The organism is Pseudomonas sp. FG98 (assembly GCF_057808595.1).
Genome location: NZ_JBMDIJ010000060.1, coordinates 1 through 25,208, shown reverse-complemented (window position 1 = coordinate 25,208; position 25,208 = coordinate 1). Strand labels below are relative to the sequence as shown.

General features: G+C 66.0%; 19 protein-coding genes. 13 read left to right on the top strand and 6 right to left on the bottom strand.

What is annotated here, in order from left to right:
- Positions 1-101: 101 nt before the first annotated feature.
- The 6 genes from ACODSK_RS24735 (at position 102) to ACODSK_RS24710 (ending at position 8,545) form a co-directional block, all read left to right on the top strand.
- Complete coding sequence (locus tag ACODSK_RS24735) at positions 102-806, top strand: MgtC/SapB family protein (RefSeq protein ID WP_489019719.1); 705 nt, start codon at positions 102-104, stop codon at positions 804-806.
- Positions 807-1,013: 207 nt separating this feature from the next.
- Positions 1,014-3,617 carry a magnesium-translocating P-type ATPase gene (gene mgtA / locus ACODSK_RS24730; RefSeq protein ID WP_489019718.1) on the top strand — a complete coding sequence of 868 codons (2,604 nt, stop codon included), beginning with the start codon at positions 1,014-1,016 and terminating at the stop codon, positions 3,615-3,617.
- Positions 3,618-3,845: 228 nt separating this feature from the next.
- The gene (locus ACODSK_RS24725; RefSeq protein ID WP_489019717.1) at positions 3,846-4,367 is read left to right on the top strand and encodes a sigma-70 family RNA polymerase sigma factor; all 522 of its coding nucleotides are present in this window, start codon (positions 3,846-3,848) and stop codon (positions 4,365-4,367) included.
- Positions 4,364-5,305, top strand: coding sequence for a FecR domain-containing protein (locus ACODSK_RS24720; protein ID WP_489019716.1), 942 nt, complete (start codon positions 4,364-4,366; stop codon positions 5,303-5,305). The genes ACODSK_RS24725 and ACODSK_RS24720 overlap by 4 nt, the downstream gene beginning before the upstream one ends.
- A 98-nt stretch (positions 5,306-5,403) precedes the next feature.
- Positions 5,404-7,845 carry a TonB-dependent siderophore receptor gene (locus ACODSK_RS24715; RefSeq protein WP_489019715.1) on the top strand — a complete coding sequence of 814 codons (2,442 nt, stop codon included), beginning with the start codon at positions 5,404-5,406 and terminating at the stop codon, positions 7,843-7,845.
- Positions 7,846-7,915: 70 nt separating this feature from the next.
- A complete protein-coding gene (locus ACODSK_RS24710) occupies positions 7,916-8,545 on the top strand; it encodes a LysE family translocator (RefSeq protein WP_489019714.1) in 630 nt (209 codons plus the stop codon).
- Here the strand turns inward: ACODSK_RS24710 and ACODSK_RS24705 are convergent.
- The 6 genes from ACODSK_RS24705 to ACODSK_RS24680 all read right to left on the bottom strand — a co-directional run bounded on the left by ACODSK_RS24705 (position 8,535) and on the right by ACODSK_RS24680 (position 16,416).
- Complete coding sequence (locus tag ACODSK_RS24705) at positions 8,535-8,738, bottom strand: DUF1737 domain-containing protein (protein ID WP_489019713.1); 204 nt, start codon at positions 8,736-8,738, stop codon at positions 8,535-8,537. The two genes, ACODSK_RS24710 and ACODSK_RS24705, sit on opposite strands and share 11 nt — an antisense overlap.
- Before the next feature lie 139 nt (positions 8,739-8,877).
- Positions 8,878-9,966 (bottom strand): type VI secretion system protein TssA, encoded by a 1,089-nt coding sequence (tssA, locus tag ACODSK_RS24700; protein ID WP_489019712.1) that lies wholly within the window; start codon positions 9,964-9,966, stop codon positions 8,878-8,880.
- Entirely contained in the window at positions 9,963-13,772 is a 3,810-nt protein-coding gene (locus tag ACODSK_RS24695; RefSeq protein ID WP_489019711.1) for a type VI secretion system protein, read from the bottom strand. The genes tssA and ACODSK_RS24695 overlap by 4 nt, the downstream gene beginning before the upstream one ends.
- Positions 13,769-14,539 carry a DotU family type IV/VI secretion system protein gene (locus ACODSK_RS24690; RefSeq protein WP_489019710.1) on the bottom strand — a complete coding sequence of 257 codons (771 nt, stop codon included), beginning with the start codon at positions 14,537-14,539 and terminating at the stop codon, positions 13,769-13,771. Before ACODSK_RS24690 ends, ACODSK_RS24695 begins: the two co-directional genes overlap by 4 nt.
- Positions 14,540-14,555: 16 nt before the next feature.
- Positions 14,556-15,896: a type VI secretion system baseplate subunit TssK gene (gene tssK, locus ACODSK_RS24685; RefSeq protein ID WP_489019709.1), complete on the bottom strand. Its 1,341-nt coding sequence runs from the start codon at positions 15,894-15,896 to the stop codon at positions 14,556-14,558.
- Positions 15,897-15,945: 49 nt separating this feature from the next.
- Entirely contained in the window at positions 15,946-16,416 is a 471-nt protein-coding gene (locus ACODSK_RS24680) for a type VI secretion protein (RefSeq protein ID WP_489019708.1), read from the bottom strand.
- Positions 16,417-16,617: 201 nt separating this feature from the next.
- Between ACODSK_RS24680 and tssB the strand changes: the two genes are divergently transcribed.
- The 7 genes from tssB to tssH all read left to right on the top strand — a co-directional run bounded on the left by tssB (position 16,618) and on the right by tssH (position 25,108).
- Positions 16,618-17,196, top strand: coding sequence for a type VI secretion system contractile sheath small subunit (gene tssB / locus ACODSK_RS24675; protein ID WP_489019707.1), 579 nt, complete (start codon positions 16,618-16,620; stop codon positions 17,194-17,196).
- A gap of 58 nt (positions 17,197-17,254) precedes the next feature.
- Entirely contained in the window at positions 17,255-18,748 is a 1,494-nt protein-coding gene (gene tssC, locus ACODSK_RS24670; protein ID WP_489019706.1) for a type VI secretion system contractile sheath large subunit, read from the top strand.
- 76 nt (positions 18,749-18,824) lie between these two features.
- A complete protein-coding gene (locus tag ACODSK_RS24665; protein WP_489019705.1) occupies positions 18,825-19,322 on the top strand; it encodes an Hcp family type VI secretion system effector in 498 nt (165 codons plus the stop codon).
- Positions 19,323-19,334: 12 nt separating this feature from the next.
- Positions 19,335-19,772 (top strand): type VI secretion system baseplate subunit TssE, encoded by a 438-nt coding sequence (gene tssE / locus ACODSK_RS24660; protein ID WP_489019704.1) that lies wholly within the window; start codon positions 19,335-19,337, stop codon positions 19,770-19,772.
- Positions 19,756-21,558: a type VI secretion system baseplate subunit TssF gene (gene tssF / locus ACODSK_RS24655; protein ID WP_489019703.1), complete on the top strand. Its 1,803-nt coding sequence runs from the start codon at positions 19,756-19,758 to the stop codon at positions 21,556-21,558. Before tssE ends, tssF begins: the two co-directional genes overlap by 17 nt.
- A complete protein-coding gene (gene tssG / locus ACODSK_RS24650; protein WP_489019702.1) occupies positions 21,522-22,547 on the top strand; it encodes a type VI secretion system baseplate subunit TssG in 1,026 nt (341 codons plus the stop codon). The genes tssF and tssG overlap by 37 nt, the downstream gene beginning before the upstream one ends.
- A 2-nt stretch (positions 22,548-22,549) precedes the next feature.
- A complete protein-coding gene (gene tssH, locus ACODSK_RS24645; protein WP_489019701.1) occupies positions 22,550-25,108 on the top strand; it encodes a type VI secretion system ATPase TssH in 2,559 nt (852 codons plus the stop codon).
- The last annotated feature ends 100 nt before the right edge of the window (positions 25,109-25,208 follow it).

Here is a 25,208-nt window from a genome sequence, read left to right as displayed (position 1 = left end):
CCGGTAGCGCCACGACCTTTCGCCATCCATAACCCGAATGCGTGCCGGCCTGCGCCCGGCGCCAACGCCGGCCCCTGGCCGGAACGAAATGGAGGTGAATCATGGATTGGAAAATCTTTCTGCTGCGCGCCGCCGCAGCCCTGGTCCTCGGTGCCTTGATCGGCGCCGAGCGGCAACTGCGCCAACGCCTCACCGGCCTGCGCACCAACGCCCTGGTCAGCACCGGCGCCTGCCTGTTCGTGCTGATGACCCAGAGCGTTCCCGGCCTGGCCAGCGATGCCTCGCGCATCGCCGCCTACGTGGTATCCGGCATCGGCTTTCTCGGCGGTGGCGTGATCATGCGCGACGGCCTCAACGTGCGCGGGCTGAACACCGCCGCCACCCTCTGGTGCACCGCTGCCATCGGCGTGCTGTGCAGCATGGGCCTGCTGCTGGAGGCCGCCCTCGGCAGCCTGGTGGTGCTCTGCGCCAATATCCTCCTGCGCGATATCGCCCAGCGCCTGAACCATCAGGACGTGGTCCCGGCCAGCGAATCCGAACAGCGCTACGCGGTGAAGATCGTCTGCCGCGCCGAGGATGAAATCCAGGTGCGCAGCCTGATGCTGCACAGCTTCGACGGCGCCGCACTGCGCCTGCAATCACTGCACAGCGAAGACCAGGCCAACCCGGTCAAGCTGGAAGTTCGCGCCGAACTGCTCGGCAATCACGACGCCAGCAACCAGCTGGAACGCCTGGTCAGCCGTATCAGCCTGGAGAAAGGCGTCAGCTCGGTACGCTGGCAAGTCTTCGAAGCGGCTGCCGATTGAGACAGTCATCCACCCACCCGACAGGAGCATCCGGAGCCCGGCCATGAACCCCGACCCCAGTCCCGTGACACCCAGAACCGGGCCGGACGGCAGCTAGCGACTTCCCCTCGCGCTGTCGCCCGGCCTGAAACCGGCGGCAGCGCATTGCCTGCGCTGCGCAGACCCTTTTTGGTGGTGGCCCGTGCGGCGACCGCCCAGGAGTGCAGCATGCTCTTCAAATCCTTCGGCCGGCGCCAGCTCGCCAAGGTCGCCGAGCTGGATAACGACGCCCTCCTCCAGCACTTCGCCAGCCATGCCGAGGGTCTCGCCGACGCTCGCGTCGAGGCAATCCGTGCCGAGGTCGGAGCCAATGTGGTGGACCAGGAAAAACCCGTCTCGCCCCTGCGCCATCTGTGGTGGTGCTACCGCAACCCGTTCAACCTGCTGCTCAGCCTCCTGGCCCTGGTGTCGTGGCTGACCGAAGACCTCAAGGCCGCCAGCGTCATCGGCAGCATGGTGCTGATTTCCACCCTGCTGCGCTTCGTCCAGGAGTCGCGCTCCAACCGTGCCGCCGAGCGCCTGAAAAGCCTGGTGGCGAACACCGCCAGCGTGCTGCGTCCCGACCGCCCCGGCGCCGACCGGCGCGGCGCGGTGGAAATCCCTTTCCGTGACCTGGTGCCCGGCGACCTGGTGCTGCTGTCGGCCGGCGACATGATCCCCGCCGACCTGCGGGTGCTGGAGGCCAAGGACCTGTTCGTCAGCCAGGCAGCGATCACTGGCGAATCCCTGCCGCTGGAGAAATTCGCCCGGGCTCATCGCGGCGCCGCCGGCAGCCCGCTGGAGCGCGACAACCTGTGCTTCATGGGCACCAACGTGGTCAGCGGCAGCGCCCGGGCGCTGGTGGTCGGCACCGGCCAGCACACCTACTTCGGCAACCTCGCCGAGCGGGTGCTCAGCCACGACCGCGAACCCACCGCGTTCCAGCAAGGGGTGAACAAGGTCAGCTGGCTACTGATCCGCTTCATGCTGGTGATGGCGCCGCTGGTGCTGCTGATCAACGGCTTCACCAAGGGCGACTGGCTGGAAGCCTCGCTGTTCGCCCTGTCCATCGCCGTCGGCCTGACCCCGGAAATGCTGCCGATGATCGTCACCTCGACCCTGGCCAAGGGCGCGGTGGTGCTGTCGCGCAAGAAAGTCATCGTCAAGCGCCTCGACGCCATCCAGAACTTCGGCGCCATGGACGTGCTGTGCACCGACAAGACCGGCACCCTGACCCAGGACCGCATCGTTCTCGAACGCCACACCGACGTGTTCGGCACGCCCTGCGACGCGGTGCTCGACGACGCCTGGCTGAACAGCCACTACCAGACCGGGCTGAAAAACCTGCTGGATGTCGCCGTGCTGGAACACGCCGATGCCGGGCGCATGGCGCGCCTCAGCGAGCGCTTCGCCAAGGTCGACGAAATCCCCTTCGACTTCCAGCGCCGGCGCATGTCGGTGGTAGTGGGCGAGCATGGCGATGGCCACCGGCTGGTGTGCAAGGGCGCGCTGGAGGAAGTGCTCGCCGTATGTAGCCGGGTGCGCATCGGCACTGACGAAGTGGCCCTGGACGACGCCCTGATGACCCGCATCCGCCAGCACACCGCCAGCCTCAACGACGATGGCCTGCGGGTGGTCGCGGTGGCGGTCCGGCAGTTGCCGGCCGGGCGCGAGCAGTATCGCGTGGCGGACGAAAGCGACCTGCTGCTGACCGGCTACATCGCCTTCCTCGACCCGCCCCGGGACAGCACCGCGGCTGCCCTGCGCGTGCTTGCCGAACAAGGGGTCGAGGTCAAGGTGCTGACCGGCGACAACGAGCGGGTGACCCGGCGCGTCTGCCAGGAAGTCGGCCTGCCGCTGAAAGGCCAGTTGCTGGGCAGCGATATCGACGCCCTGAGCGATCGCCAGCTCAGCGAACGCGCCGCCACCTGCAACCTGTTCGCCCGTCTCACCCCGGCGCACAAGGAGCGCATCGTGCGCCTGCTGCGCCAGCGCGGGCATGTGGTCGGCTTCATGGGCGACGGCATCAACGACGCCCCGGCCCTGCGCGCGGCGGACGTCGGCATCTCGGTGGATTCGGCGGTGGATATCGCCAAGGAAGCAGCGGACATCATCCTGCTGGAAAAGAGCCTGATGGTGCTGGAGGAAGGTGTGGTCGAAGGGCGCAAGACCTTCGCCAACATGCTCAAGTACATCAAGATGACCGCCAGTTCCAACTTCGGCAACGTGTTCAGCGTGCTGGTGGCCAGCGCCTTCCTGCCATTCCTGCCGATGCTGCCGCTGCACCTGCTGGTGCAGAACCTGCTGTATGACGTGTCGCAGACGGCCATCCCGTTCGATAACGTCGATGCCGAGCAACTGCGCAGCCCGCAGCGCTGGCAGGCCGAGGACATCGGGCGCTTCATGCTGTTCTTCGGCCCGCTGAGTTCGATCTTCGACATCCTCACCTACGCGCTGATGTGGTTCGTGTTCGCCGCCAACACCCCCGAGCACCAGACCCTGTTCCAGTCCGGCTGGTTCGTCGAGGGCCTGCTCTCGCAGACCCTGGTGGTGCACCTGATCCGCACCCGCAAGCTGCCCTTCGTGCATAGCCGCGCGGCCTGGCCGTTGCTGGCGATGACTGCGGCGATCGTCGCCATCGGCCTGCTCCTGCCGATGTCGCCGCTGGCCGGGTATTTCAAGCTGCAGGCACTGCCGTGGACGTACTTCCCGTTCCTGCTGGCGATCCTGGTGGGCTATGTCGGCGTGGTGCAGGCCATGAAGGGCTGGTTTGCCCGGCGTTATGGGTGGTAGTGACCCCATAGCCAGAACAACAACACAAAACCCTGTGGGAGCCGGCTTGCCGGCGATGAGGCCATCAGCCTCGATATCGATATTTCTGATCGGGTTGTTCTTTCGGGCCCCATCGCTGGCAATGCCAGCTCCCACAGGGACCGCGCTGAATCCAGAATTTGCTTTCCCAAACAATCCCTCTATGATTGCGAGCCATTCCTAATTGCACTCCGTTATCAGGAGCTACCGGTGTCAAACCCGCCGCCCTCTTCCACGCACGACGACCTGCACGGCCTGTACCGCGACCACAGCGGCTGGTTGCGCGGCTGGCTGCGCCGGCGCCTGGGCGATGGCGAGCGCGCCGCCGACCTGACCCAGGACACCTTCCTGCGCCTGATCACCAGCACCGTCGCCCATCCCCTGCGCGAGCCGCGGCATTTCCTCGCTACCGTGGCCAAGCGGGTGATGGTCGATCACCTGCGCCGGCGCAGCCTGGAGCAGGCCTATCTGCAAGCCCTGGCCCAGGAGCCGGAGCTGCTGGCGGCGTCACCGGAAGAGCGGCTGCTGATGCTGGAAACCCTGCTGCAGATCGATGCCATGCTCGACGGCCTCGACCACAAGGTGCGCCAGGCCTTCTTCTTCGCCCAGCTCGACGGCCTGCCCTACGCCGAGATCGCCAGGCGCCTGGACGTTTCGGTCAGTTCGGTGACCAAGTACATCGCCCGCGCCACCGAGCGATGCCTGCTGTTCGCCCTGGATGCAGACACATGAGTTCCGCCAGCCAACGCCTCGCCCTGCGCGATGCCGCCAATTGGTACGCGCGCCTCGGCGCCGCGCCGGATTGCCCGACGACCCAGGCCCAATGGCAAGCCTGGCTGGAGCAGGACAACCTGCACCGCTGGGCCTGGCAACGCCTGGAAACCCTGCAAAGCGAGCTGCGCGGCCTGCCGCCGACGCTGACCCGCAATACCCTGGCCAGCGACCTCGCACAACCCGGCCGGCGCGTGCTGCTCAAGGGCCTGGTGCTGGGTCTCGGCGTCTCCGGCCTGGCCTGGACCGGCTACCGCCAGGCACCGCTATGGCTGGCCGATATCCGTACCGCTACCGGCGAACGTCGTCACCTGGTCCTCGCCGACGGCACGCAACTGACCCTGAATACCGCCTCCGCCGTGGACATCCGCTTCAGCGCCGAACAGCGCCTGATCGTCCTCCGTGCCGGGGAAATCCTCGTGACCACCGCCAAGGACCCGCGCCCGCTCAGTGTGCGCAGCCGCCACGGCCAGATGCGCGCCCTCGGCACCCGCTTCAGCGTGCGCCAGGAAGACGCCTACACCGAGTTGCAGGTGCTGGAACACGCGGTAGCCGTGCGCAACCGGCCAGATGCCGAGGAACTGCGGGTGGATGCTGGCCAAGGACTGCGCTTCGACCTCGGCCCGCTGCCGGCGCCCCAGCCACTCGATCCGAATGCCAGCGAATGGGCCAACGGCCGCCTGGTCATCGACAACTGGCGCCTCGACCATGCCCTGGCCGAGTTGCAGCGCTACCGCCCTGGGCTGATCCAGTGTGCCGACGAGGTCGCTCATCTGCGCCTGTCCGGGGCCTATCCGCTGGACGACACCGACCGCGCCCTGGCCGCCATCGCCAAGGTCTTGCCGGTACGCATCGACCAGCGCACCCGCTACTGGATCAGGGTTCGTGCAAAGGCCTGAGCCGCGAATGAAAAAAATTTTCATTTTCCTTTGTCGATTTGCCGTTCTCGTTCGACCCCTCCTTCAAATTGCCGCCATTGCACTTGAAGGAGCTGTTCATGCAACGCCACGCCTTTCCCCGTAAACCCCTGGCCATCGCCCTGCTCGGTGCCGCACTGGGCCTGCAGGTCGGGCTGATCCAGCCATTGAGCGAGGCCGGCCAGGCCCGGGCCGAGGAACAGAAACGCAGCTACAGCATCGCCGCCGGACCACTGGGCGCGGTACTCAGCCGTTTCGCCAGCGATGCCGGGGTGGTGCTGTCGTTCGATGCGCGCCTGACCCAGGGCAAAAACAGCCCCGGCCTGCAGGGCAGCTACAGCGTCGAGCAGGGCTTTGCCCGCTTGCTGGCAGGCAGCGAGTTGCAGGTGATCCGCAGCGGCAACAGTGACTACCAGTTGCTGCCACGTACCAGCGACGGCAGCCTCAATCTCGGCGCCACCACCATCAACGCGACGGGCCTGGGCAGCAGCACCGATGGCACCCATTCGTACACCACCGCCGGGGTGACCATCGGCAAGTCCACCCAGAGCCTGCGGGAAACCCCGCAATCGGTGACGGTGATGACCCGTCAGGTGATGGACGACAAGAACCTCAACAGCCTCGACAAGGTCATGAGCAAGACCCCGGGGATCACCTTCAGCCAACGCAACTACGGCGCCCACGTGTTCCAGTCACGCGGCTTCGTGCTGGGCGAGGAAAGCTACCTGATGGATGGCGTGCCGGGCCAGGCCTATACCGTTACCGGCTGGCTGCCACCGGACATGGCGGTGTACGACCGGGTCGAGGTCCTGCGCGGCGCCAGCGGCCTGCTGGTGGGGGCTGGCAATCCGGGTGGCGCAGTCAATCTGGTGCGCAAGCGGCCGACCGCCGAGCCGCGCTTCAGCGTCACCGCCCGCGCCGGCTCCTGGGACAACTACCGCCTCGACCTCGACGGCAGCGGCCGCCTCAACGACAGCGGCAGCGTGCGCGGGCGCTTCGTCGCCGCCTATGAAGACAAGCACTCCTACCTCGACGAACTGGAGTCACGCACACCGTTGCTGTACGGCATCGTCGAGGCCGACCTGAACGACGACACCACGGTCACCGCCAGCCTTCGCCACCAGACCGGCGATATCAACGGCTATTCGATCTTCGGCCTGCCGCGCTACAGCAACGGCCAGTCCCTCGGGCTGTCGCGCTCCACCGCCCTGGTCCAGGACTGGAACAGCCATGAAACCGAGATGAACGAGGTGTTCCTCGAACTGGAGCATCGCTTCGACGACAACTGGAGCAGCACTACCTCGGTCAGCCATTCCAAGGGCCGGGTCTACCAGGCACTGGCCTATGCCCGCGGCGCCATTGACCCGGTGACCCAGACCGGCTCGACCTTCCGCGGCATCGAGTTCCGCAAGGTCGGTATCGACAGCAACGGCATCGACAGCCATATCGACGGCAGCTTCGACGCCTTCGGCCTGACCCACCAGCTCACCCTGGGGGCCAACTGGTCGAAACAGCGGATCGATGACAAGGCGGCGGATATCTATTTCGATGACCCGGTCCCGGTCGACGTTTTCGACCCCGACCATCACTCGATCGCCAAACCGGCACGCCCCGCCTGGACGTCGGCCAACGACCTGGTCGACCAGCGCTACGGCCTGTACGCCAATGCCCGCTTGAAGCTGGCCGAGCCGCTGACCCTGGTGCTTGGCGGGCGGGTGAGCTGGTACGACTACGACTTCACCTACAACCTCAAGGAGGCGCCGGACTACCAGTCGAAGGAAACCGGCCAGGTCACCCCGTTCGCCGGGCTGATCTACGACTTCAGCCAGGATTGGTCGTGGTACGCCAGCTACGCCGACATCTTCATGCCACAGAGCAACTACATCAGCTTCGCCGGTTCGCCACTGAAACCGGCGATCGGCACCAACTACGAAACCGGGATAAAGGGCGAGTTGTTCGACAAGGCGCTGAACCTGTCCCTGGCGCTGTTCTATATCAAGCAGAAGGACGCCGCCTACTTCGACGCCGACGAGAACCACGTCTGCCCGCAGAACGCCAACGGCTCCTGCTGGCTGAGTGGCGTGGTGCAGCGCAGCAAGGGCGTCGACATCGAGGCCAGCGGTGAAGTCCTGCCAGGGTTGCAGATGCTGGCCGGCTACACCTGGAACATGACCGCCAGCAGCGGCAGCGAACGGCTGTCCAGCGAGACGCCAAGGCACCTGGCCAAGATCACCACCAGCTACAACCTGCCGGGGGCGTGGAACCGGGTGACCGTCGGCGCCGGGGTGCAAGCGCAGTCCGGCTACCGCAACGAAACCTGGGACGGCTACGGATACGGCGCTGCCGGACGGGCCATCTGGGATGCGCGGGTGGCCTACAAGGTCGACGAGCACTGGACCCTCAGCCTGGTCGGCGAGAACCTGGCGGACCGCAAGTACTATGTGTCCGCCGACGGCACCGACCGGGTCAACCTGTATGGCGAACCACGCAACTACATGCTGACCTTGCGCGGCGATTTCTAGGGCGATTGCCTGTTCCAGGCCGGGCCGGATTTGGGCACCATGGGCTCATTTCCCCTGCCCGGCCATGACCATGACCTACGCCTACTCGCTCCTGCTGATCACCGGCATCTACCTGGCGGTCCTCGCCAGCCCGGGGCCGAATTTCTTCATTCTCAGCCAGATGGCGCTGAGCCGGCGCCAACGCGATGCCCGCTACGTCGCCCTGGGCATCGGCACCGGATCGGTGTTCTGGGTCATGGTGTCGATCGCCGGGGTAGCGACCTTGCTGGCGCAGCATCCCTGGCTGTCGACGGCGGTGCGCGTGCTGGGCGCGACTTACCTGGTCTGGTATGGCGCCCGTCTGCTCTGGTCGGCCTGGCATCCGGCGCCACGCACGGGGGCCATCGACCAGCCGCAACTCGACGGCTCACGCCTGGCGGCTTTTCGCACCGGCCTGCTGACCTGCGTGACCAACCCCAAGGGCGCGGCCTTCTGGACCAGCGCCTTCGCCGCGATCTTCCCGGCCAGTCCGCCGCTATGGTTCTACGCGGTCACCGTGGTGCTGATCGGCGTGCTTTCGTTCGGCTGGCATCTCGGCCTGGGCATGGTCTTCGGTACCGCACGGCTGCGCAGCCTGTACCTGCGCATCGAGCGCTGGATCAATGGCTTCGCCGGCGGCGCGCTGGTGGCGCTGGGGCTGCAGCGGATCTTCAGTCGCTGACCTTGCGCCCCGCCCAGATCACCGCCTGGCCGGCGATCACGCTTTGCTGCTGCGGGTCGTAGGTGAGGCTGGGTGAGCCATGCAGGGCATAGCCCTGGGCGAGCAGTTCGGAAATGCGCTTGCAGAAGGCGGCATCGTCCTTGCCGGTGATCAGGCGATAGACCGGCAGGCCGTCGGGGGTGGTGGCGCTCATGGAGGGTTCCTTGCAGAGGGTGAGATGTTGTCTGGTCGGGCCTCATCGCCGGCAAGCCGGCTCCCACAGGGTCAGCGGTGCACGCGATACCTGTGGGAGCTGGCTTGCCAGCGATTAGGCCCTGGTTGGCACCGCAGAACTACAACACCCCCAACAAAGTCCACAAGCGCCGCGCTTCGGCATCCGAGTTGATCAGCTCCGCCAGCAGGTCACGCAGCGGCTTGTTGCCCCACTCCACGCCACGGCGGATCAGGTACGGCACCGGACTGTGCGGTTCGGTACGGGCCAGGTAGTCGGCGATCACCAGCAGTTGCCGGTAGGCTTCGTCACGGGTACGCGGTTCGGCGAACGGGGCGCGGGGTTCGATTGCAGCGGACAGGTCCATCGCGCGGGCTTTCTCCGGTTCGGGCTGCGCCTCTTCAGGTTCGGGCGGCAATAATTGCGGCGGGTGCAGCGCGATGAATTCGCGCAGCAGGTTTTCCAGGTTGTCCAGTTGCTTGCGCAGGCCGCTGAAGGACGGCGCCTCGTCGCCCAGGTTGCGGTCGCACCAGCCATCCAGCAGGAGCAGTTGTGCCTTGCTGGTTGCCACGGCCTTGACCCCTTGCAGCCACCAGGTCACCGGCGTGCGCCGGACCTCCTCGCTGACCTTCTTCTGCAACGTCTGCGCCGCTTCGGCCGCGATCTTGGCCGGCTTGCTGTCGTTGATCTGCACCTGGCGCTGCTTCATCTGGTGCCAGGCATACAGGCTGAAGGCACCGATATCCGCCGGCGCCTGGGGAAACAGCTGCAACCGGGTCAGGAGGATTTCATCGTAGCGCCGCGCCATCCAGATCAGCGGCCCGGCACGCCGCCCTGCGTCGTCCTCCACCTGCGGATGGAGATCGTCGGGATAGCGCTCGCACAGCCCGCCGATCAGCGCCAGGGCCTCGGCAATGCCCTGCAGGCCTTCGCGGTGCAGCCAGGCCTCGCCGAGCCAGGCGGCGATCATCAGGTCCTTGCTGCGGGTCTTCATCACGTCGCTGGCGATGACCTGGACCTTTTCCCAGTCGGCACGCTTGACCTCGCTGGTGGACCAGACCCCCGTAGGCAGGCTGGTGTCGTCTTCGCGGCGCAGTTCCTTGAGCCGGTCATACACGGCGTCGTAGTGCATGTCCTTGCCACAGGGCAAGTCCGCGGAAATGGGTTCGAGCAGTTGGCTGACCCGCTGGGAAAAGCCGGGGGTAGTCATGGGTAATCTCCTGAAGCGGCCACTGAACGCGGGGCGTAGCCGAGCTGTGAAAGCGGTGCCTGCACCGGCAGCGGATGGATGGACAGCGGTGCCTTGCCGCCCTGGCTCATCAGCGACAGGCGCAGGAACATCTGGGTCTGGTTGTCTTCCTCGGGCTGGGCGTGCACCGGCACTTCCAGACTGAGCGGGAACTCGGTGTAGTCGACATTCGGCTGGCGCAACAGCGAGCTGTGCGCGGCCATCATGCGCAGCAGTGCCCACGGCCCCTGGTATTGCCATTCCGCTTCAAGGCCGCTGACATGAAGTTGCTGCTGCACCGGATCGTTGACCGGCCGCTGGGTACCGTCGCGAGCCCAGCGCAGGCGCAGGTTGAGGGTCTGGCCGAGGGTCCAGTGCAGTACCTGGTCATCGCCCGGATAGACGATCTCGCGGTTGCCGGCACCCAGGGTCCAGGCGATCACCTGGTCGGCACCGCGCTCGCTGTCGCGGTCGGTACGCCAGGTGACCTCCATGTCGATCCCGGACAGGCCGGCCTTGTCGCGCATCAGCATCGCCCCCAGCCACGGACGGGCCAGGGCGATCCGGTCAAGGAAGTCGCCGGCCGCCGCACGATCCCGGGCCGTGAGGATGCCCAGGCCATCGCGGGCCTGGGGCAGGCGGTTGTCGATCAAGGTGAGGAAGTACTGGACCCGGGCCGGATCGGCATCCGGCGCATGGCGATCGGCGGCAAACGGGAAACGCCCGGCCAGGTACTGGTTGAAGTAGCCGGCCAGTTCGTTCCAGGCACTGGCCACGGTTTGTCGTTGCAGGTACTGGCAACGCTGCATGGCGCCCTGCTGCAGGCTGGTCCAGCGCTGGGTCAACTGGCCGGAAGCATGCGGCGCGCTGGCCGAGCCGAGGATCTTCAGGCAACTGGCCTGGTCCATGTCGTTGAAGTCGCGCACGATCAACTGGGTGATCAGCGCCGGCGAGCTGGACGGGTTGCCCGCCTTGTACTTGACCATTTCCTCGCCGAGGGAGTTGAAGCGGCTGACCAGCTCCGACTCGGTGAGGTTGAGGCTCGGCAACTGGGTCATCAGCCAGTCCCGGGCCGGTGCCGACTGCTCGGTGATCGCGGTGATCACGGCGAACTGCTGCTCCAGGCTGCCCTTGAGGTCCTGGGTGTCGGCCGCACGGAACAGGCGCAGGCCGAACTCCTTGCTGCCGTCCCACTGGTTGATATCGGCGCGGTCACGGAATACCGGCTGCTGGAACACCTCGTCGATGGCCGTCGACACATCGGCCAGGGCGCTCTGGTTCAAGGCACTTTGCAGGCCGCTGGCCAGGTCGGGACGTTGCAACTGGACGAACGCCCGGTGCACGGACAGCGCCTGGTCGGTACGCACCTGGAAGGTCAAGGCGCCAGGCAGTTCGGCGTCCCCGGCCTGACGCCCGAGGCTGGCCCACATGGCATCGCCCGCAGCGTTTTCCGCAGTCTTCAGCAGCGCATTGCGGTACACCGGCGGAATGCCCGATAGCGACTCATGGGAGTACTGCTTGTAGCTGTCGAAATAGCTCTGCGCCAGGCGCAGCCCTTCGCCATCCACCCGCCCCAGCGGCGACGCCTCGCCCACCGCATCCTCGCGCAGGGCACGGGCGACGAAGTCGCGCTTGAGCAGCAGGTTGATCGCGCTTTGCAGATGGACGATGCGGTCCTGCAGGGCCAGTTGCCCGGTGGCGCTCTGCACCAGCAGGTTGCGACTCGAAGTGCCCTGGGCGACCCATTGCTCCTTGAACGCGTATTGCATCTGTTCGGCCTGGCGTTCGGTCTCGTCGGCAACCGCAGGGCCGAGCAGCTTGCTCTGGCGGATCTTCTCCAGCAGGTCGCCATAGCCGGCGACCAGGTCCTGGCCCTTGCCGCGGCTCCAGGTGGAGTTGGTCAGGTCGATAGCCGATTGCAGGTCCTCGATCAGCGCATCCATGTGCTCCAGCTCGCGCAGGGTCTGGCCGGCGCCGTTCTCCAGGCGGTCGAGGTAGAGCTTCAGATAGCCGGCGGACACCACATAACCGTCGGTACGGAAGTAGTGGCCCAGCCAGTTTTCCATCAACTGGTTGAAGTTGCCCTGGATGGTGTTGCGGTACAGCGACAGGTCCAGCGGCTTGAGCGGGCTGATGCCCTGGTTGACCAGCAGGCGGTTGTAATAGCGCTCGTTGGGCAAGGTGCCGGCATTCAGGTTCATGTCCAGGGCCTGGTTGCTCAACGGGATCAACTGGTCCAGCGGCGTCTTCTGGTTGGCCTGGGCCTGGGCATAGAGGGCGGCCGCCTGTTCCAGGCGCAGGACCTTCTGCACCAGCTCGCGGGCCTTGACGTAGCTCGGCCACTGCGCCGGGTCCCCGCCCTGGGGCGCAGCGGCGCGGCGAGTGACCTCGGCGATGGCCAGCACATCGCGCAGCTCGGACTGCAACAGGTCATGGATCGGCTGCTGCATATGACTCATCGCCGTGTGTTGCAGTACCCGGTCCATGTCGTCGTCCAGCGACGAGAACCACGAGGTCGGATAGGCCAGCGAGGTGAAGTGCCAGCGCGGCGCACGCTCCAGCACGTTCCAGAAGCTCTGCACGTTGTGCCGGGTCTGCTCCTGGCGATGGCTGTCGTCCTGGATCACCACGTAGTCGTTCTGCGAGTTCTGCAACAGCCGCGACAGCTCGCCGGCATCGCGCAGCGAATCACGCCAGACCCAGACCATGGCGATGGCCCAGATCACCCCGGCCACCGCCGCACTCACCGCAACCACCCGCTGCCAGCGCTGGCGCAGTTGCAGCAGGCGTGGAATCGGCCGGGCCAGGCCCCGCTCGGCATTGATCCGTTGCTGCCACAGGCCATGGGCGAAGACGTTCTGCACCAGTGGCTGGTCCAGCGCGCTGAATGCGCCGCTATCCGCCGCCTGGGCCTGGGCACCGGTGAAATACAGGCCGCGCAGGGCCGGCGCCTCGCCATGGGTATTGCCCTGGAACACCGGCCACAGCAGCATCTGCAGGTTGCGCCGCATCGCCTCGAAGCGCTGCGGCAAGGTATCCAGATCGCCACTCAGCTGGCCGGACAGGGTGCCCATCTGCACGATGGCCTCGGACAGCGCGTAGGTGATGCCATCCACCGCGTCATCGGTCCAGCGCGACTGCCAGGCGGCATCCGCAGTGTGCGGCGACGACCAGCCGAGCACCTGCTTGCGCGCCTCTTGTGGCAAGGCCCGGGCCAGCTCCTGGAAGCCCGGCACTTCGTCCATCCCGGTAATCAGCACGTAGACCGGCAGGCTGATGCCCAGGCGTTGCAGCAGATCGATGAAGCGCCGGCGCGCATCGAGGCCGAGGGTTGCGGCACGGTCGGCATCGAGCAGGTCGGCCGCAGCGACGGTCCAGATCACCCCGTCCAGCGGGCGCCGAGAACGCAGGCGCAGGAGCAGGCCGATCAGGTTCCACCAGCCGCTCGCCTGCTTCATCCCCTCGCCCGGCATGAACAACGCCTGCGGCACCACCAGCACGGCGCCGCTCGGATCGGCCCACCAGCGGCCGAACCAGGCCGGCTTGTCCACCGGATTGAGGTTCCAGTCGGCGCACAGGCGCTTGCCTTCGACTTCGTCGCCGAGCATCAGCAGCCAGGGCGCCTGGTAACGGTCGCTGACGCCCTGCTCGTGCTCCATCTGGCGCACCGCCAGGTAGAAGCTGCGCACCATCGCGCCATTGCGATTGCGCAGCCATAGCACCAACAGCACCACCAGCAGCAGAACAACGAGGATGCCGACCACCCAGGCCAGAACGGACAGGCTCATGAAATCGGCTCCTGGACCTGATGGGGCGTAGCCAGGTGCAGCACCGGCGAGAGTTCCTGGCCGATATCGCGCCAGAACAGATGGCCGACCCCGATCAGCAGCAGGGTCACGCCAAGGATCAGCAGTCCCAGGCGCAGGCCATCGCCCATGGACTCGCGGGCCGGTTGCTGCTGCGGTCGACTATCGGCCGGTTCGGCCAGCAGGGCGCTGACATTGGCGTAGTCAGGGTCGCGCTGGCGGGTGAAGTTGAACAGCGCATGCCGCCATTTGGCATGCAGCGCTTCCCCGCCGGGGCCGCGCAGGCGACCGTGGAAACCGAGGATCATGCACAGCAGGTAGACATTGCCGAGGTCCTGGCTGGTGGGTGCCTGCTCGTCGAGCAGGCGCTTGATTTCCACCGGCAGGCGATCGCCGGCCTGGCGGCTGCTGTACAGGCGCAGCTCCAGCGGGCACTCCTGCCAGTCCGGCTGGCCGGGCCAATCGGCGAACAGCAGGGTTTCGTCGACCAGGGCGACGAAGGCATAGACCATCGACTTGACCTGCAACGGCGCGGAATCGCCGACGCTGGCAAAGGCCGTGCGCCACAGGCGACGGGTCGCACCGGTGGACAGCTCGACCACCTGGTCGATCAACTTCTGGCGGTCCTCGCCGCGTTTGTCCAGGTCGTCCCAGGCCTGCGACCACTCCTGCCAGGCCTCGCGAAAGGCACTGGTCAGGGGCGCATCCTGCACGCCGCGAAAACGCGAAACGGCAATCCCTTCTGGCATAGGCTTCCCTACCGTGTCAGGCGTCTTGTTCTTCGTGGTGGTCGTCGATCAGCAGGACGATCTGCCAGGGCCGGAAGGTCTCTCCCGACCCGGTCGACACGATCTGCAACGGCAGTTGCGGCTTGAAGCAATCGCCGGTGGCCTCGATGACGAACAGCCGGGTGTCGTCGCCAACACCGTAGGCCACCTGTTCCTTGCGGCTCATGGGGTTCTGCGCCAGGCCCGGGCGGCGCTGGCGCGCCAGTTCCGGAACCTCGGTGGCGGAGGCGATGATGGTCCGCCCCAGCCATAGCCGGGCATCTTCCTCGGGCGAGCCGGCCGGCATGCGCAGGCCGATGACCAGGGTCTGGTCGGCCTCGGGGGACGGCAACTGGACCTCGTAGACATTGCCCTTCTGCTCGAACGGCACGCTGCGATAGCCCAGGCGCAACTTGCCCAGCACCTGCTCCATCCAGCGCAGCACCTCGTTGTAGCCGCGGTACAGGTCGAGGAAGTCCAACGGCGCGAAGGCCGGTACGGCCTTGGTCGGATCGAGCGCCGCCCAGCTCCCGGCCATGCCCAGCAGCAAGCCGAACAGGCCCTGGGGCGTAGCGATACGGCTGTTCAGGGCGCCTTCGATTTCCGGCAGGCGCGCCCACAGTGCCACCGATTGTCGACGCAGCTCCTGGGCACTGCCGGAGTCACCCTCCAGTTGCACCGCCTGCAGGCGCTTGCCGAGGAACACGCACTTCTCGCGGATGGTCGCGCACAACTGGAAGACCCGTTGGCCCAGGGGCGACTCGGGGAGGATGCGCGGGGTTGGCGCGATAAAGTCATCCTGCACCTGGTAGCCACCATCGGCGCGACTCACCCGCAGCAGCGGCAGGCACACGGTGTCGGCCTTGTTGGCATCGGTGACCAGGCGCGGATGGGGTTTCCACACCGTGACGCGTTCATCGTCGAGGGCGTTGTCCAGATTCGGTACCGGCTCGCTCTGCGCCGAGCGCCAGCGGCCATCCAGCGCACGCAGGCGCTGGCCCTGCCAGATCGGGTTGACGGCGAGGTAGATGGTCACGCTCGAATCGGCTGCGGCTGCCACCGCCTCGGCCAGGTCGAACTCGGCGAGGCCGCCCTCCCCGGCGCCGATACTGATCGGCATGCCGTCGGGCAGTGTGGCCTCCAGGGCGAGGATGCGCAGCTTGCCGGCGACCAGCGCGGGCTTTTCCCAGGCCAGTTGCGTCACGCCCCAGTACCAGGGGTTGGCGGCCTGGGCCAGGTGCGCCGCCATGGCTTCGGCCCGCAACCCTTGCAACTGAAAATGCTGGGGCAGCAGTTGCATGCCTTCGTACCAGCAGACCACATCAGGTCGCACGCTCATAGGTTCCCTTGACATCCTGTATTTGGCATATGGCCGAACGCGGCCGCGCTCAGCGTATGTTCTGGTCGAGCAGGGTCATCTCGCGCGCATCGAATTTCAAGCGAATGCTGCGCTGGTCTTCCAGGCGCAGGCGATGGGCGCCCGGACTCTGGTAGTTGGCAAAGGCCAAAAGTCCCACCGACGGTTTTCCATCCAGCGGGAAAGTTGACGATTCAATCAACTGTCCCGGCACCAATTCCATACCCCAAACATAAAGATATTGACGAAAATCGCGCTGATATTGATCGCGGGTTGCAAACCATTGTTTTGCTGTCAGTCCTGACAACTTTGTGAGCAAATCAATATCGTTGACCGCAATAAAATCGACCGCAATAGGCGAGTCATCATTTGCACGCAAAGCAACATCGAGAGTAACTCCGTCGACACTAACTTTGGATCCAAAATACGAGCATCCGCCCATGTAGAGGGCGCCTAAAAGTACCACCATCATCTTGAAAAACATGAACTTTTTAAGACGCATAATGATCCAAGAAAAGTTTTATTTGCATTTCGGCATGCCTGTTATAGCATCCATGCCAATTCGCCACCATGACGAATTGAGGTGATTGCGGAAAACAGGATCCTCCAACGCGAGTGTGTCCGCTCCGCGGTCTAAGCAAGGGAATGCGATCAGTGGGAAACCGTTGCATTGCTCCCGCCTTCTGCATCGGAGTCAGCCACTATGGAAGAGAGTATTCAGCACAAGCTGGACCGGGTTCGCCCGCCTCGTGTGCAGATCACTTATGACGTAGAAACCGGTAACGCCATCGAGAAAAAGGAACTGCCGCTGGTCATGGGCATCCTCGCCGATCTCTCCGGTTCCACCGCCAACCCGGAAAAACTCGGCGAGCGTCGTTTCATCGAGATCGACAGCGACAACTTCAACCAGGTCCTGGGATCGATCAAGCCCAGCGTCACCGTCAACGTCAAGAACACCCTCAGCGGTGGCAACTCTCCGCTCAGCGCCAAGCTGGAATTCAACTCCATCGAAGACTTCGACCCGGTCAACGTGGTCAACAAGGTCGACTCCCTCAAGGTCCTGTTCGGTGCCCGCGAGCGCCTGCGCGACCTGCTGACCAAACTGGACGGCAACGACAAGCTCGACGAACTGCTCAAGGAAGTGCTGGCCAGCGCCGACAAGGACCTCGAAGAGATCAAGGCAGCCCGCTCCGGTGCCAGCGCCGCGCCCGCCGACGCGACGCCAGACGTCAAGAAAGACGAAGCGGACGCCGGTGAATCCACCGAGCCGAAGACCGAGTAACCGGTCCGACGCCTGATTCGCCCGCCCGATCATTCCCTTTGCACCCGGAGACTCCACCATGCCCGCGTCCAGCACCGAGAATCAAAGCGAAGGCAGCACCCAGACCCTGAGTCTGCTGGAAAAGATCATCAAGGAAGGCCAGATCATTCATGACGAAAGTCAGAAGGTCTACGCCCAGGACCTGATCGCCGAATTCGCCAGCCAGGTTCTCGACAAGTCCCTGACCGTCAGCCAGGGCCAGGACCCTGACACCCGCGCCCTGATCAACGACCGCATCGAGCAGATCGACAAGCTGATCGGCAACCAGCTCAACGAAATCCTTCACGACGAAGGCTTCCAGAAGCTCGAAGCCTCCTGGCGCGGCCTGCACATGCTGGTCAGCAACACCGAGACCAGCACCCGCCTCAAGCTGCGCCTGCTCAACGTGTCGCAAGCCGAGCTGAAGAAAGACCTGAACCGCGCCGTCGACTTCGACCAGACCGCACTGTTCAAGAAAATCTACGAAGACGAATACGGCACCTTCGGTGGCCATCCGTTCAGCGTGCTGGTCGGCGACTACTACTTCGGCCGCCACCCGCAGGACATTGCCCTGCTGCGCAAGCTCTCCGAAGTCGCGGCCAACGCCCATGCGCCGTTCATCGCCGCGGCCAGCCCGCTGCTGTTCGACATGAAGCAGTTCACCGACCTCGGCGTGCCGAAGGACCTGGCCAAGATCTTCGAAAGCCTGGAACTGAATGCCTGGAACGAGTTCCGCCAGACCGAAGACTCGCGCTACGTGTCCCTGGTGCTGCCGCGCTTCCTCCTGCGCCTGCCCTACGGCCCGGACACCCTGCCGGTGGAAGGCATGAACTTCACCGAGAACGTCAGCAACCCGGACGGCAGCCAGTACCTGTGGGGTAACGCATCCTGGGCCCTGGCCCGCCGCCTGACCGACGCCTATGCCCGGTTCGGCTGGGGCGCGGCGATCCGTGGCGCCGAGAGCGGCGGTGCGGTCACCAACCTGCCGCAGCACACCTTCAAGACCGCGTCCGGCGACCTGACCCTGAAGTGCCCGACCGAAGTGGCGATCACCGACCGCCGCGAGAAGGAACTGAACGACCTCGGCTTCATTGCCCTGTGCCACAAGAAGAACAGCGGCACCGCCGTCTTCTTCGGCGGCCAGACCACCAACAAGCCACGCGCCTACAACACCAACGAGGCCAACGCCAACGCGCGGATCTCCTCGATGCTGCCGTACGTGCTGGCCGCCTCGCGCTTCGCTCATTACCTGAAGGTGATCATGCGCGACAAGGTGGGCAGCTTCATGACCCGCGACAACGTGCAGACCTACCTGAACAACTGGATCGCCGACTACGTGCTGGTCAACGATAACGCCCCGCAGGACATCAAGGCCCAGTACCCGCTGCGCGAAGCCCGCGTCGATGTCAGCGAAGTGGCCGGCAAGCCAGGCGCCTACCGCGCCACGGTGTTCCTGCGTCCGCACTTCCAGCTCGAAGAGCTGACCGCGTCGATCCGCCTGGTCGCCACCCTGCCACCACCGGTCGCAGCCTGACCCAGGCTCCCGCGGGCACGCCTGCGGGAGTCTTCCCCTTCCTATTCGAATTTTCTGACTGCAGGAGCTTCACGCGATGGATGCGATCATTCTGGACCTCGGCGACGACATCAAAGGTGACTCGCTGATCGAGGGCTACAAGGACAAGATCGAGATCATGTCCTACAGCCATAACGTCGCCATGCAGGTGACCAACGACGTCAGCAACACCGAGCGGACGTCGGGCAAACCCTTCGTCAGCGAATTCACCCTGACCAAGTTCATTGACACCTCCACCCCCAACCTCAACCTGTACTGCGTGTCCGGCAAGCCGATCACCCAGGCCAAGATCACCATCGGCCGCAACGCCGCCGAGAGCAACGGCCAGATCATGCCGTTCATCGTCTACACCCTGGACAACGTGATCCTCTCCAACGTCAGCGTCAGCGGCGGTACCGGCGGCAAGCCGGTGGAAACCATTTCCCTGAACTTCACCAAGATCAAGTGGGAACTGACCACCCAGAAAGACGACGGCACCAAGGAAGGCGTGGCGGGCACCAGCTGGGACATGACCCTGAACAAGGCCGGCAGCTGAGGTCCGCGCTAGATGTCCAGCGGTATGCGCCCCCTGTTGTTCGAACGCCTGGCCGGGGATGCCGGCGAGGCCCCGGCGCTCGACCGCCAGGCCCTGGCCGACTCGGTGCGCCGGGAACTGACGCGGCTGCTCAACAGCCGCCGCGCCGGGCCGACGCTGAGCACCCCGCCTACCGTGCTGGACTACGGCATCGGCGACTGGAGCGGCCTGCAGGCCAGCAACAGCGACGATCGCCGGCGCATCGCCCGGGAAATCCGTGCCGCCATCAGCCACTTCGAACCACGCCTGAAGCTGGGCGAGGTGGACGTGCGCCTGGTGGCCGGGCAACCGCGGCGCCTGAATATCCTGGTCAGCGGCCTGCTGCGCCAGGGCAGCGCGCAATGGCCGGTGGCTTTTGTCCTCGACAAGAGCGACACAGGCCTGGAGGTCAGCCATGAGCGACTCAATTGACCCCCACCTGCTCAATTACTACCAACGTGAACTGACCTGGCTGCGCAACGCCGGCAGCGCCTTCGCCAATCGCTACCCCAAGGTGGCGCGGCGTCTGGAGCTGTCCCCGGGAGAAAGCCAGGACCCGCATATCGAGCGCCTGCTGGAAGGCTTCGCCCTGCTGTCGGCACGCCTGCAACGCCGCCTCGACGACGACTACGCCGAATTCAGCGACGCCCTGCTGGAGCAGCTCTACCCCCTGGCCCTGCGCCCCCTGCCCTCGTGCGCCATCGTGCGTTTCGAGCCGGACCTGACCAAGGGCGCCCTGGACAGCGGCTACAGCCTGCCCCGCGACACCCCGCTGTTCGTCACCACCACCCGTGGCGACAGCCTGCATTTCCGTACCAGCGCCGAGGTCACCCTGTGGCCCTTGCAGATCAGCGAGGCCGTGCTGCTCGGCGGCGACGAAGCCCGTGAACTGACCGGCCTGTACGAGGCGGCCTCGGCCCTGCGCCTGCGCATCGACTGCCAGGGCAAGGCGCCCTGGAACGCCTTGCAGCTGCGCCAGTTGCGCCTGCATCTCGACGCCTCGCCGATGATCAACGCGACCCTGTACGACCTGTTCGGCGCCCATACCCTAGCGGTCTACAACGGTGCCAGCCGCGACAAGCTGCAACGCCTCGACGGCCTGCCACAGGTGGTCGGTTTCGCCGACGACCAGGCCCTGCTGCCCGAAGAAGACGGCGTGCATCCCGGCCTGCGGCTGCTGGCCGAGTACTTCGCCTTCCCGGAGAAATTCCACTTCTTCGATGTGCCACTGGATCCGAGCCGGATCGACGGCAACAGCCTTGAGCTGTACCTGGTGTTCGACCGGCCGCTGCCGCCGCACCTATTCCTCCAGGCCAGCGATTTCGCCCTCGGCTGCGCGCCGGCGATCAACCTGTTCCGGCGCACCTCGGAACCCCTGCGCCCGGACGGGCGCAGCAGCGAATACCGCCTGGTCGCCGACAGCCACCGCGAGAACAGCGTGGAGATCCACAGTATCCGCAGCATGCGCAGCCTCTCCGCCGACGGCGTGGTACGCCCGCTGGCGCCCTACTACGGCAGCCAGCATGGCAGCGCGGCGACCCGCTACTGGCATGCCCGACGGATCCACGGCCTGACCCCGAACCGCATCGGCAGCGACCTGCTGGTCAGCCTGGTCGATCCGGGCTTCGACCCATTGGGCCCGGCCTGGAATTTCAGCCTCAGCGCCGACCTGCTGTGCACCAACCGTCACCTGGCGCAGAGCCTGCCGGCCGGAACCCAGTTGTCCTTCGAGCGCCCCGGCGCCCCGGCCAGCGCGCGCCTGGTCAATCCACCCAGCAGCCAGGGCGTACCGCACCTGGACGGCCAGTCGCGCTGGCGCCTGGTGTCGCAGCTGACCCTCAATCATCTGTCGCTGGTGGAAGGCCCCCAGGCCCTCGACGCCCTGCGCGAGATGCTCACCCTGCACAACCTGCGCAACGAAGCCAGCGCCAGCCGGCAGATCGAAGGCCTGAAAAGCCTGAGCAGCGAGCGCCGGGTCGCTCATGTCGGCAGCGACGCCTGGCGCGGCTGGCGCAAGGGCCTGGAAGTCCGCATCCAGCTCGACCCGACCTACTTCGCCGGACATAGCACCGTGCTGTTTTCCGCGGTGCTGGCGCAGTTCTTCTCGCTGTATGCCACTGCCAACCGCTATATCAGCACCGTGCTGGTCGACGCTGACGACGCCACCAAGGAGATCAAGACATGGAGCCCGCAGGCCGGCATGCCCCTGAGCCTCTGAGCGAGACCCTGCGGGCCCGGCCCGAGGGTTTCGAGCTGCTGCAGGCCTTGCTGATCCTCGAGCACGAGAACCGCAAGGCCACCTCGCTCGGTTGCGGCAGCGTGCCGCAGAACGAAGCGGTGCGCCTGCGCGGCCCGCTGACCCCGGTATTCCCCATGGCCCAGGTGGAAAAGCTCAGCCATGAGGCCGGCGACCCGCGACCGATCCTCAGCACGCCGATCTTCGGCCTCGGCGGCCCGGACGGCCCCCTGCCCTACGCATTCCAGGAATGGCTGCAGCAACGCGCCGTAGCCCGCGACCATGCCCCGGCGGAATTCCTCGACCTGTTCCAGCATCGCCTGCTCAGCCTGCTTTATCGCGCCCTGCGCAAGCACCGTATCGCCCTCGGCTTCGCCAAACCCGAGGCAACCCCCGTGCAGCAGCAGTTGCGCGCGCTCAGCGGCCTGCTCCCGCAGGGCCTGCGCGAACGCCAGGGCCTGCCGGACGCTGCCTTGCTGGCACGTACCGCGCTGCTGGCGGGCGGCCGGCGCTCCCTGGCCGGCTTTGCCTCGATCGTCCGTCACCATTTCAGCCTGCCCCTGAGCATCACTCCCTATACCGGTGCCTGGTGCGAAATCCCGCCGGGCAGCCGCAGCGTGCTCGGTCGCGGGCGACGTAACCTCAGCCTCGGGCGCACGGCGATCGCCGGCAAGCACATCTGGGATGAGCATGCCGGCATCACCCTGACCTTCGGCCCGCTCAACGCCACCCAGGCCGAGTCGTTGCTACCCGAGGGCGAGGTGCACCAGCAGCTCGCCGACCTCGCCGCGCTGTATTTCGGCCCCGACCTGGACTGCAAGCTGGTCCTCGAAATCAAGGGCGCAGGCCCGCTGCACCTGGGGCGCTCGCACAACACCCGCCTAAACTGGAACAACGGCGTGCACCGCCACGACACCGCGGATCACCTCCAGCGAATCGAAACCCGACTGCGCCAATCGGCTAGGGACTGAACATGGAACTCGGCAGCCTGATCGCATGCTTGAACACCGACACCCGCGACGCCCTGGAGCGTGCCGCCCAGCGCTGCCTGCAACGCGGGCATCACTTCGTCGAGGTCGAGCACTTTCTCCTGGAACTGCTGGAGATCCCGGGCGGTGACCTGGCCTGCCTGCTGCCGCATTTCAAAGTCGAGCGCGACACCCTGGCCGAGCAAATCAACCGCGCCCTGGAACTGTTCAAGGCCGGCAATACGCGCACCCCATCACTGTCGGCACAGACCATCAACCTGCTCAAGGAAACCGTACTCCAGGCCAGCATCCGTGGCGGCGAACCGCGCATCCGCTCCGGGCAACTGCTGCTGACCCTGCTGGAGCGCGAGGACCTGCGCGGGCAACTGCTCAACAGCGCCGCCGCACTGCTGGCGATCCCCCTGGACAGCCTGCGCAGCCAGTTCCAGGAGCTGACCCGCAATTCCCGCGAACAGCCTGCAACCAACGCCCCGGCCAAGCGCGCCAAGGGCACGGCGCAGGATGCCGAGGACCCGCTGCTGGAGCAGTACACCCAGGACCTCACCGCCGATGCCCGGGCCGGGCGCATCGACCCGATCATCGGCCGCGAAGGCGAGATCCGCCAATGCATCGACATCCTCCTGCGCCGGCGGCAGAACAACCCGATCCTGGTCGGTGCTCCCGGGGTCGGCAAGACCGCGCTAGTCGAGGGTCTGGCCCTGCGCATCGCTGCCGGTGACGTACCGCCGGCGCTGCAGGATGTCTGCCTGCGGGTGCTCGACCTCGGCCTGCTGCAGGCCGGCGCCGGGGTCAAGGGCGAGTTCGAGCAGCGCCTCAAGGGGGTGATCGACGCGGTACGCAACTCGCCCAAGCCGACCATCATGTTCATCGACGAAGCCCACACCCTGATCGGTGCCGGCGGCGCCGAGGGCGGCAGCGACGCGGCCAACCTGCTCAAGCCGGCCCTGGCCCGTGGCGAACTGCGCACCCTGGCCGCCACCACCTGGCAGGAATACAAGAAATACTTCGAGAAGGACCCGGCCCTGGCCCGGCGCTTCCAGCTGGTCCAGGTCGAGGAGCCGAGCGAGGCCACCTGCGTGCAGATGCTGCGCGGCATCGCCGCCAAGCTGGAGCAGCACCATGGCGTGCTGGTTCTCGACAGCGCGATCCAGGACGCGGTCAAGCTATCGCACCGCTATATCTCAGGGCGCCAGTTGCCGGACAAGGCCATCAGCATTCTCGATACCGCCTGCGCCCGGGTCGCCCTCGGCCAGCACGACGTACCGCCGCCACTGGAAAGCCTGCGCCACCGCCAGCACAGCCTCAACGAAGAGCTGGAGCGCCTGCGCCGCGAACAGGCCACCGGCCAGGATCACCGCGAACGCATCACCACCCTGGAGGCGGAATCGACCGACAACCAGGCCGCCACCCGCGAGCTGGAAAGCCGCTGGAGCGAAGAACGGGAGGCCGTGCGCGAGCTGCTGGAAGCCCGCCAGGAACTGCTGGCCCTGAGCGAAAAGGCCGACGCCGATGCCGCCAAGCGCGACCCCGACACCGATAGCCGCATCGACTACCTGGCCGCCGAACTGCTGCGTCTTGAAGCCGGTCTGGACGCCATCCGCCAGGACGATCCGCTGGTGCCCGAGCAGGTCGACTCGAAGATCGTCGCGGCGGTGATCTCCGGCTGGACCGGCATCCCGGTGGGCAAGATGCTCGCCGACGAAGCCCACGCCGTGCGCACCCTCGGCCAGCGCATGGGCCAGCGGGTAATGGGCCAGAAAACCGCCCTCGACACCATCGCCCAGCGCCTGCAGGCCTACCGCGCCGGCCTCACCGACCCGCAGAAGCCGGTCGGCGTGTTCCTCCTCCCCGGCCCCACCGGCGTGGGCAAGACCGAGACCGCCTACGCCCTGGCCGACGCCCTGTATGGCGGCGAGCGCAACCTGATCAGCATCAACCTTTCCGAATACCAGGAGGCGCACACCGTCAGCCAGCTCAAGGGCGCCCCGCCCGGCTACGTCGGCTACGGCAGCGGTGGCGTGCTCACCGAAGCGGTGCGGCGCAAGCCCTATTCGGTGGTGCTGCTGGACGAGATCGAAAAGGCCCACCCGGATGTACTGGAGGCGTTCTACAACGTCTTCGACAAGGGCGTGATGGAGGACGGCAGCGGCCTGACCGTCGACTTCAAGAACACCGTGATGCTCGCCACCAGCAACGTCGGTGCCGAGCTGATCCTGGAAACGCCCAAGGCCGAGCTGGATGGCGAGGTCTTCAACGAACGCCTGCACAAGGTGTTGCTGCAAGCGTTCCGCCCGGCGTTCCTCGCGCGCATGACCGTGGTGCCCTATCACCCGCTGGATGAAGCGACCCTGGAAGGCATCGTCCTGCATAAACTGGAAAAACTCCGCGACCGCTACAAGGCCGCCACCGGCAAGCAGTTCGACTTCGACCGCGGCATCGTCAAGGCGGTATTGGCCAAATGCAGCGGCGCCGGGGCGCGGGATATCGAGAATGTGCTGATGAAGCAGGTCACTGGGACGCTGGCGGAATGGGCGTTGGAATAGGGGTGCGGCTGCCAGGTGCTTGTCGTGACTATTGCAGCGCCCTTGAGATCGAGCGCCGCCCGCGCGGCGCATCGCCGGCAATCGGATCGCCGCCCGGCCG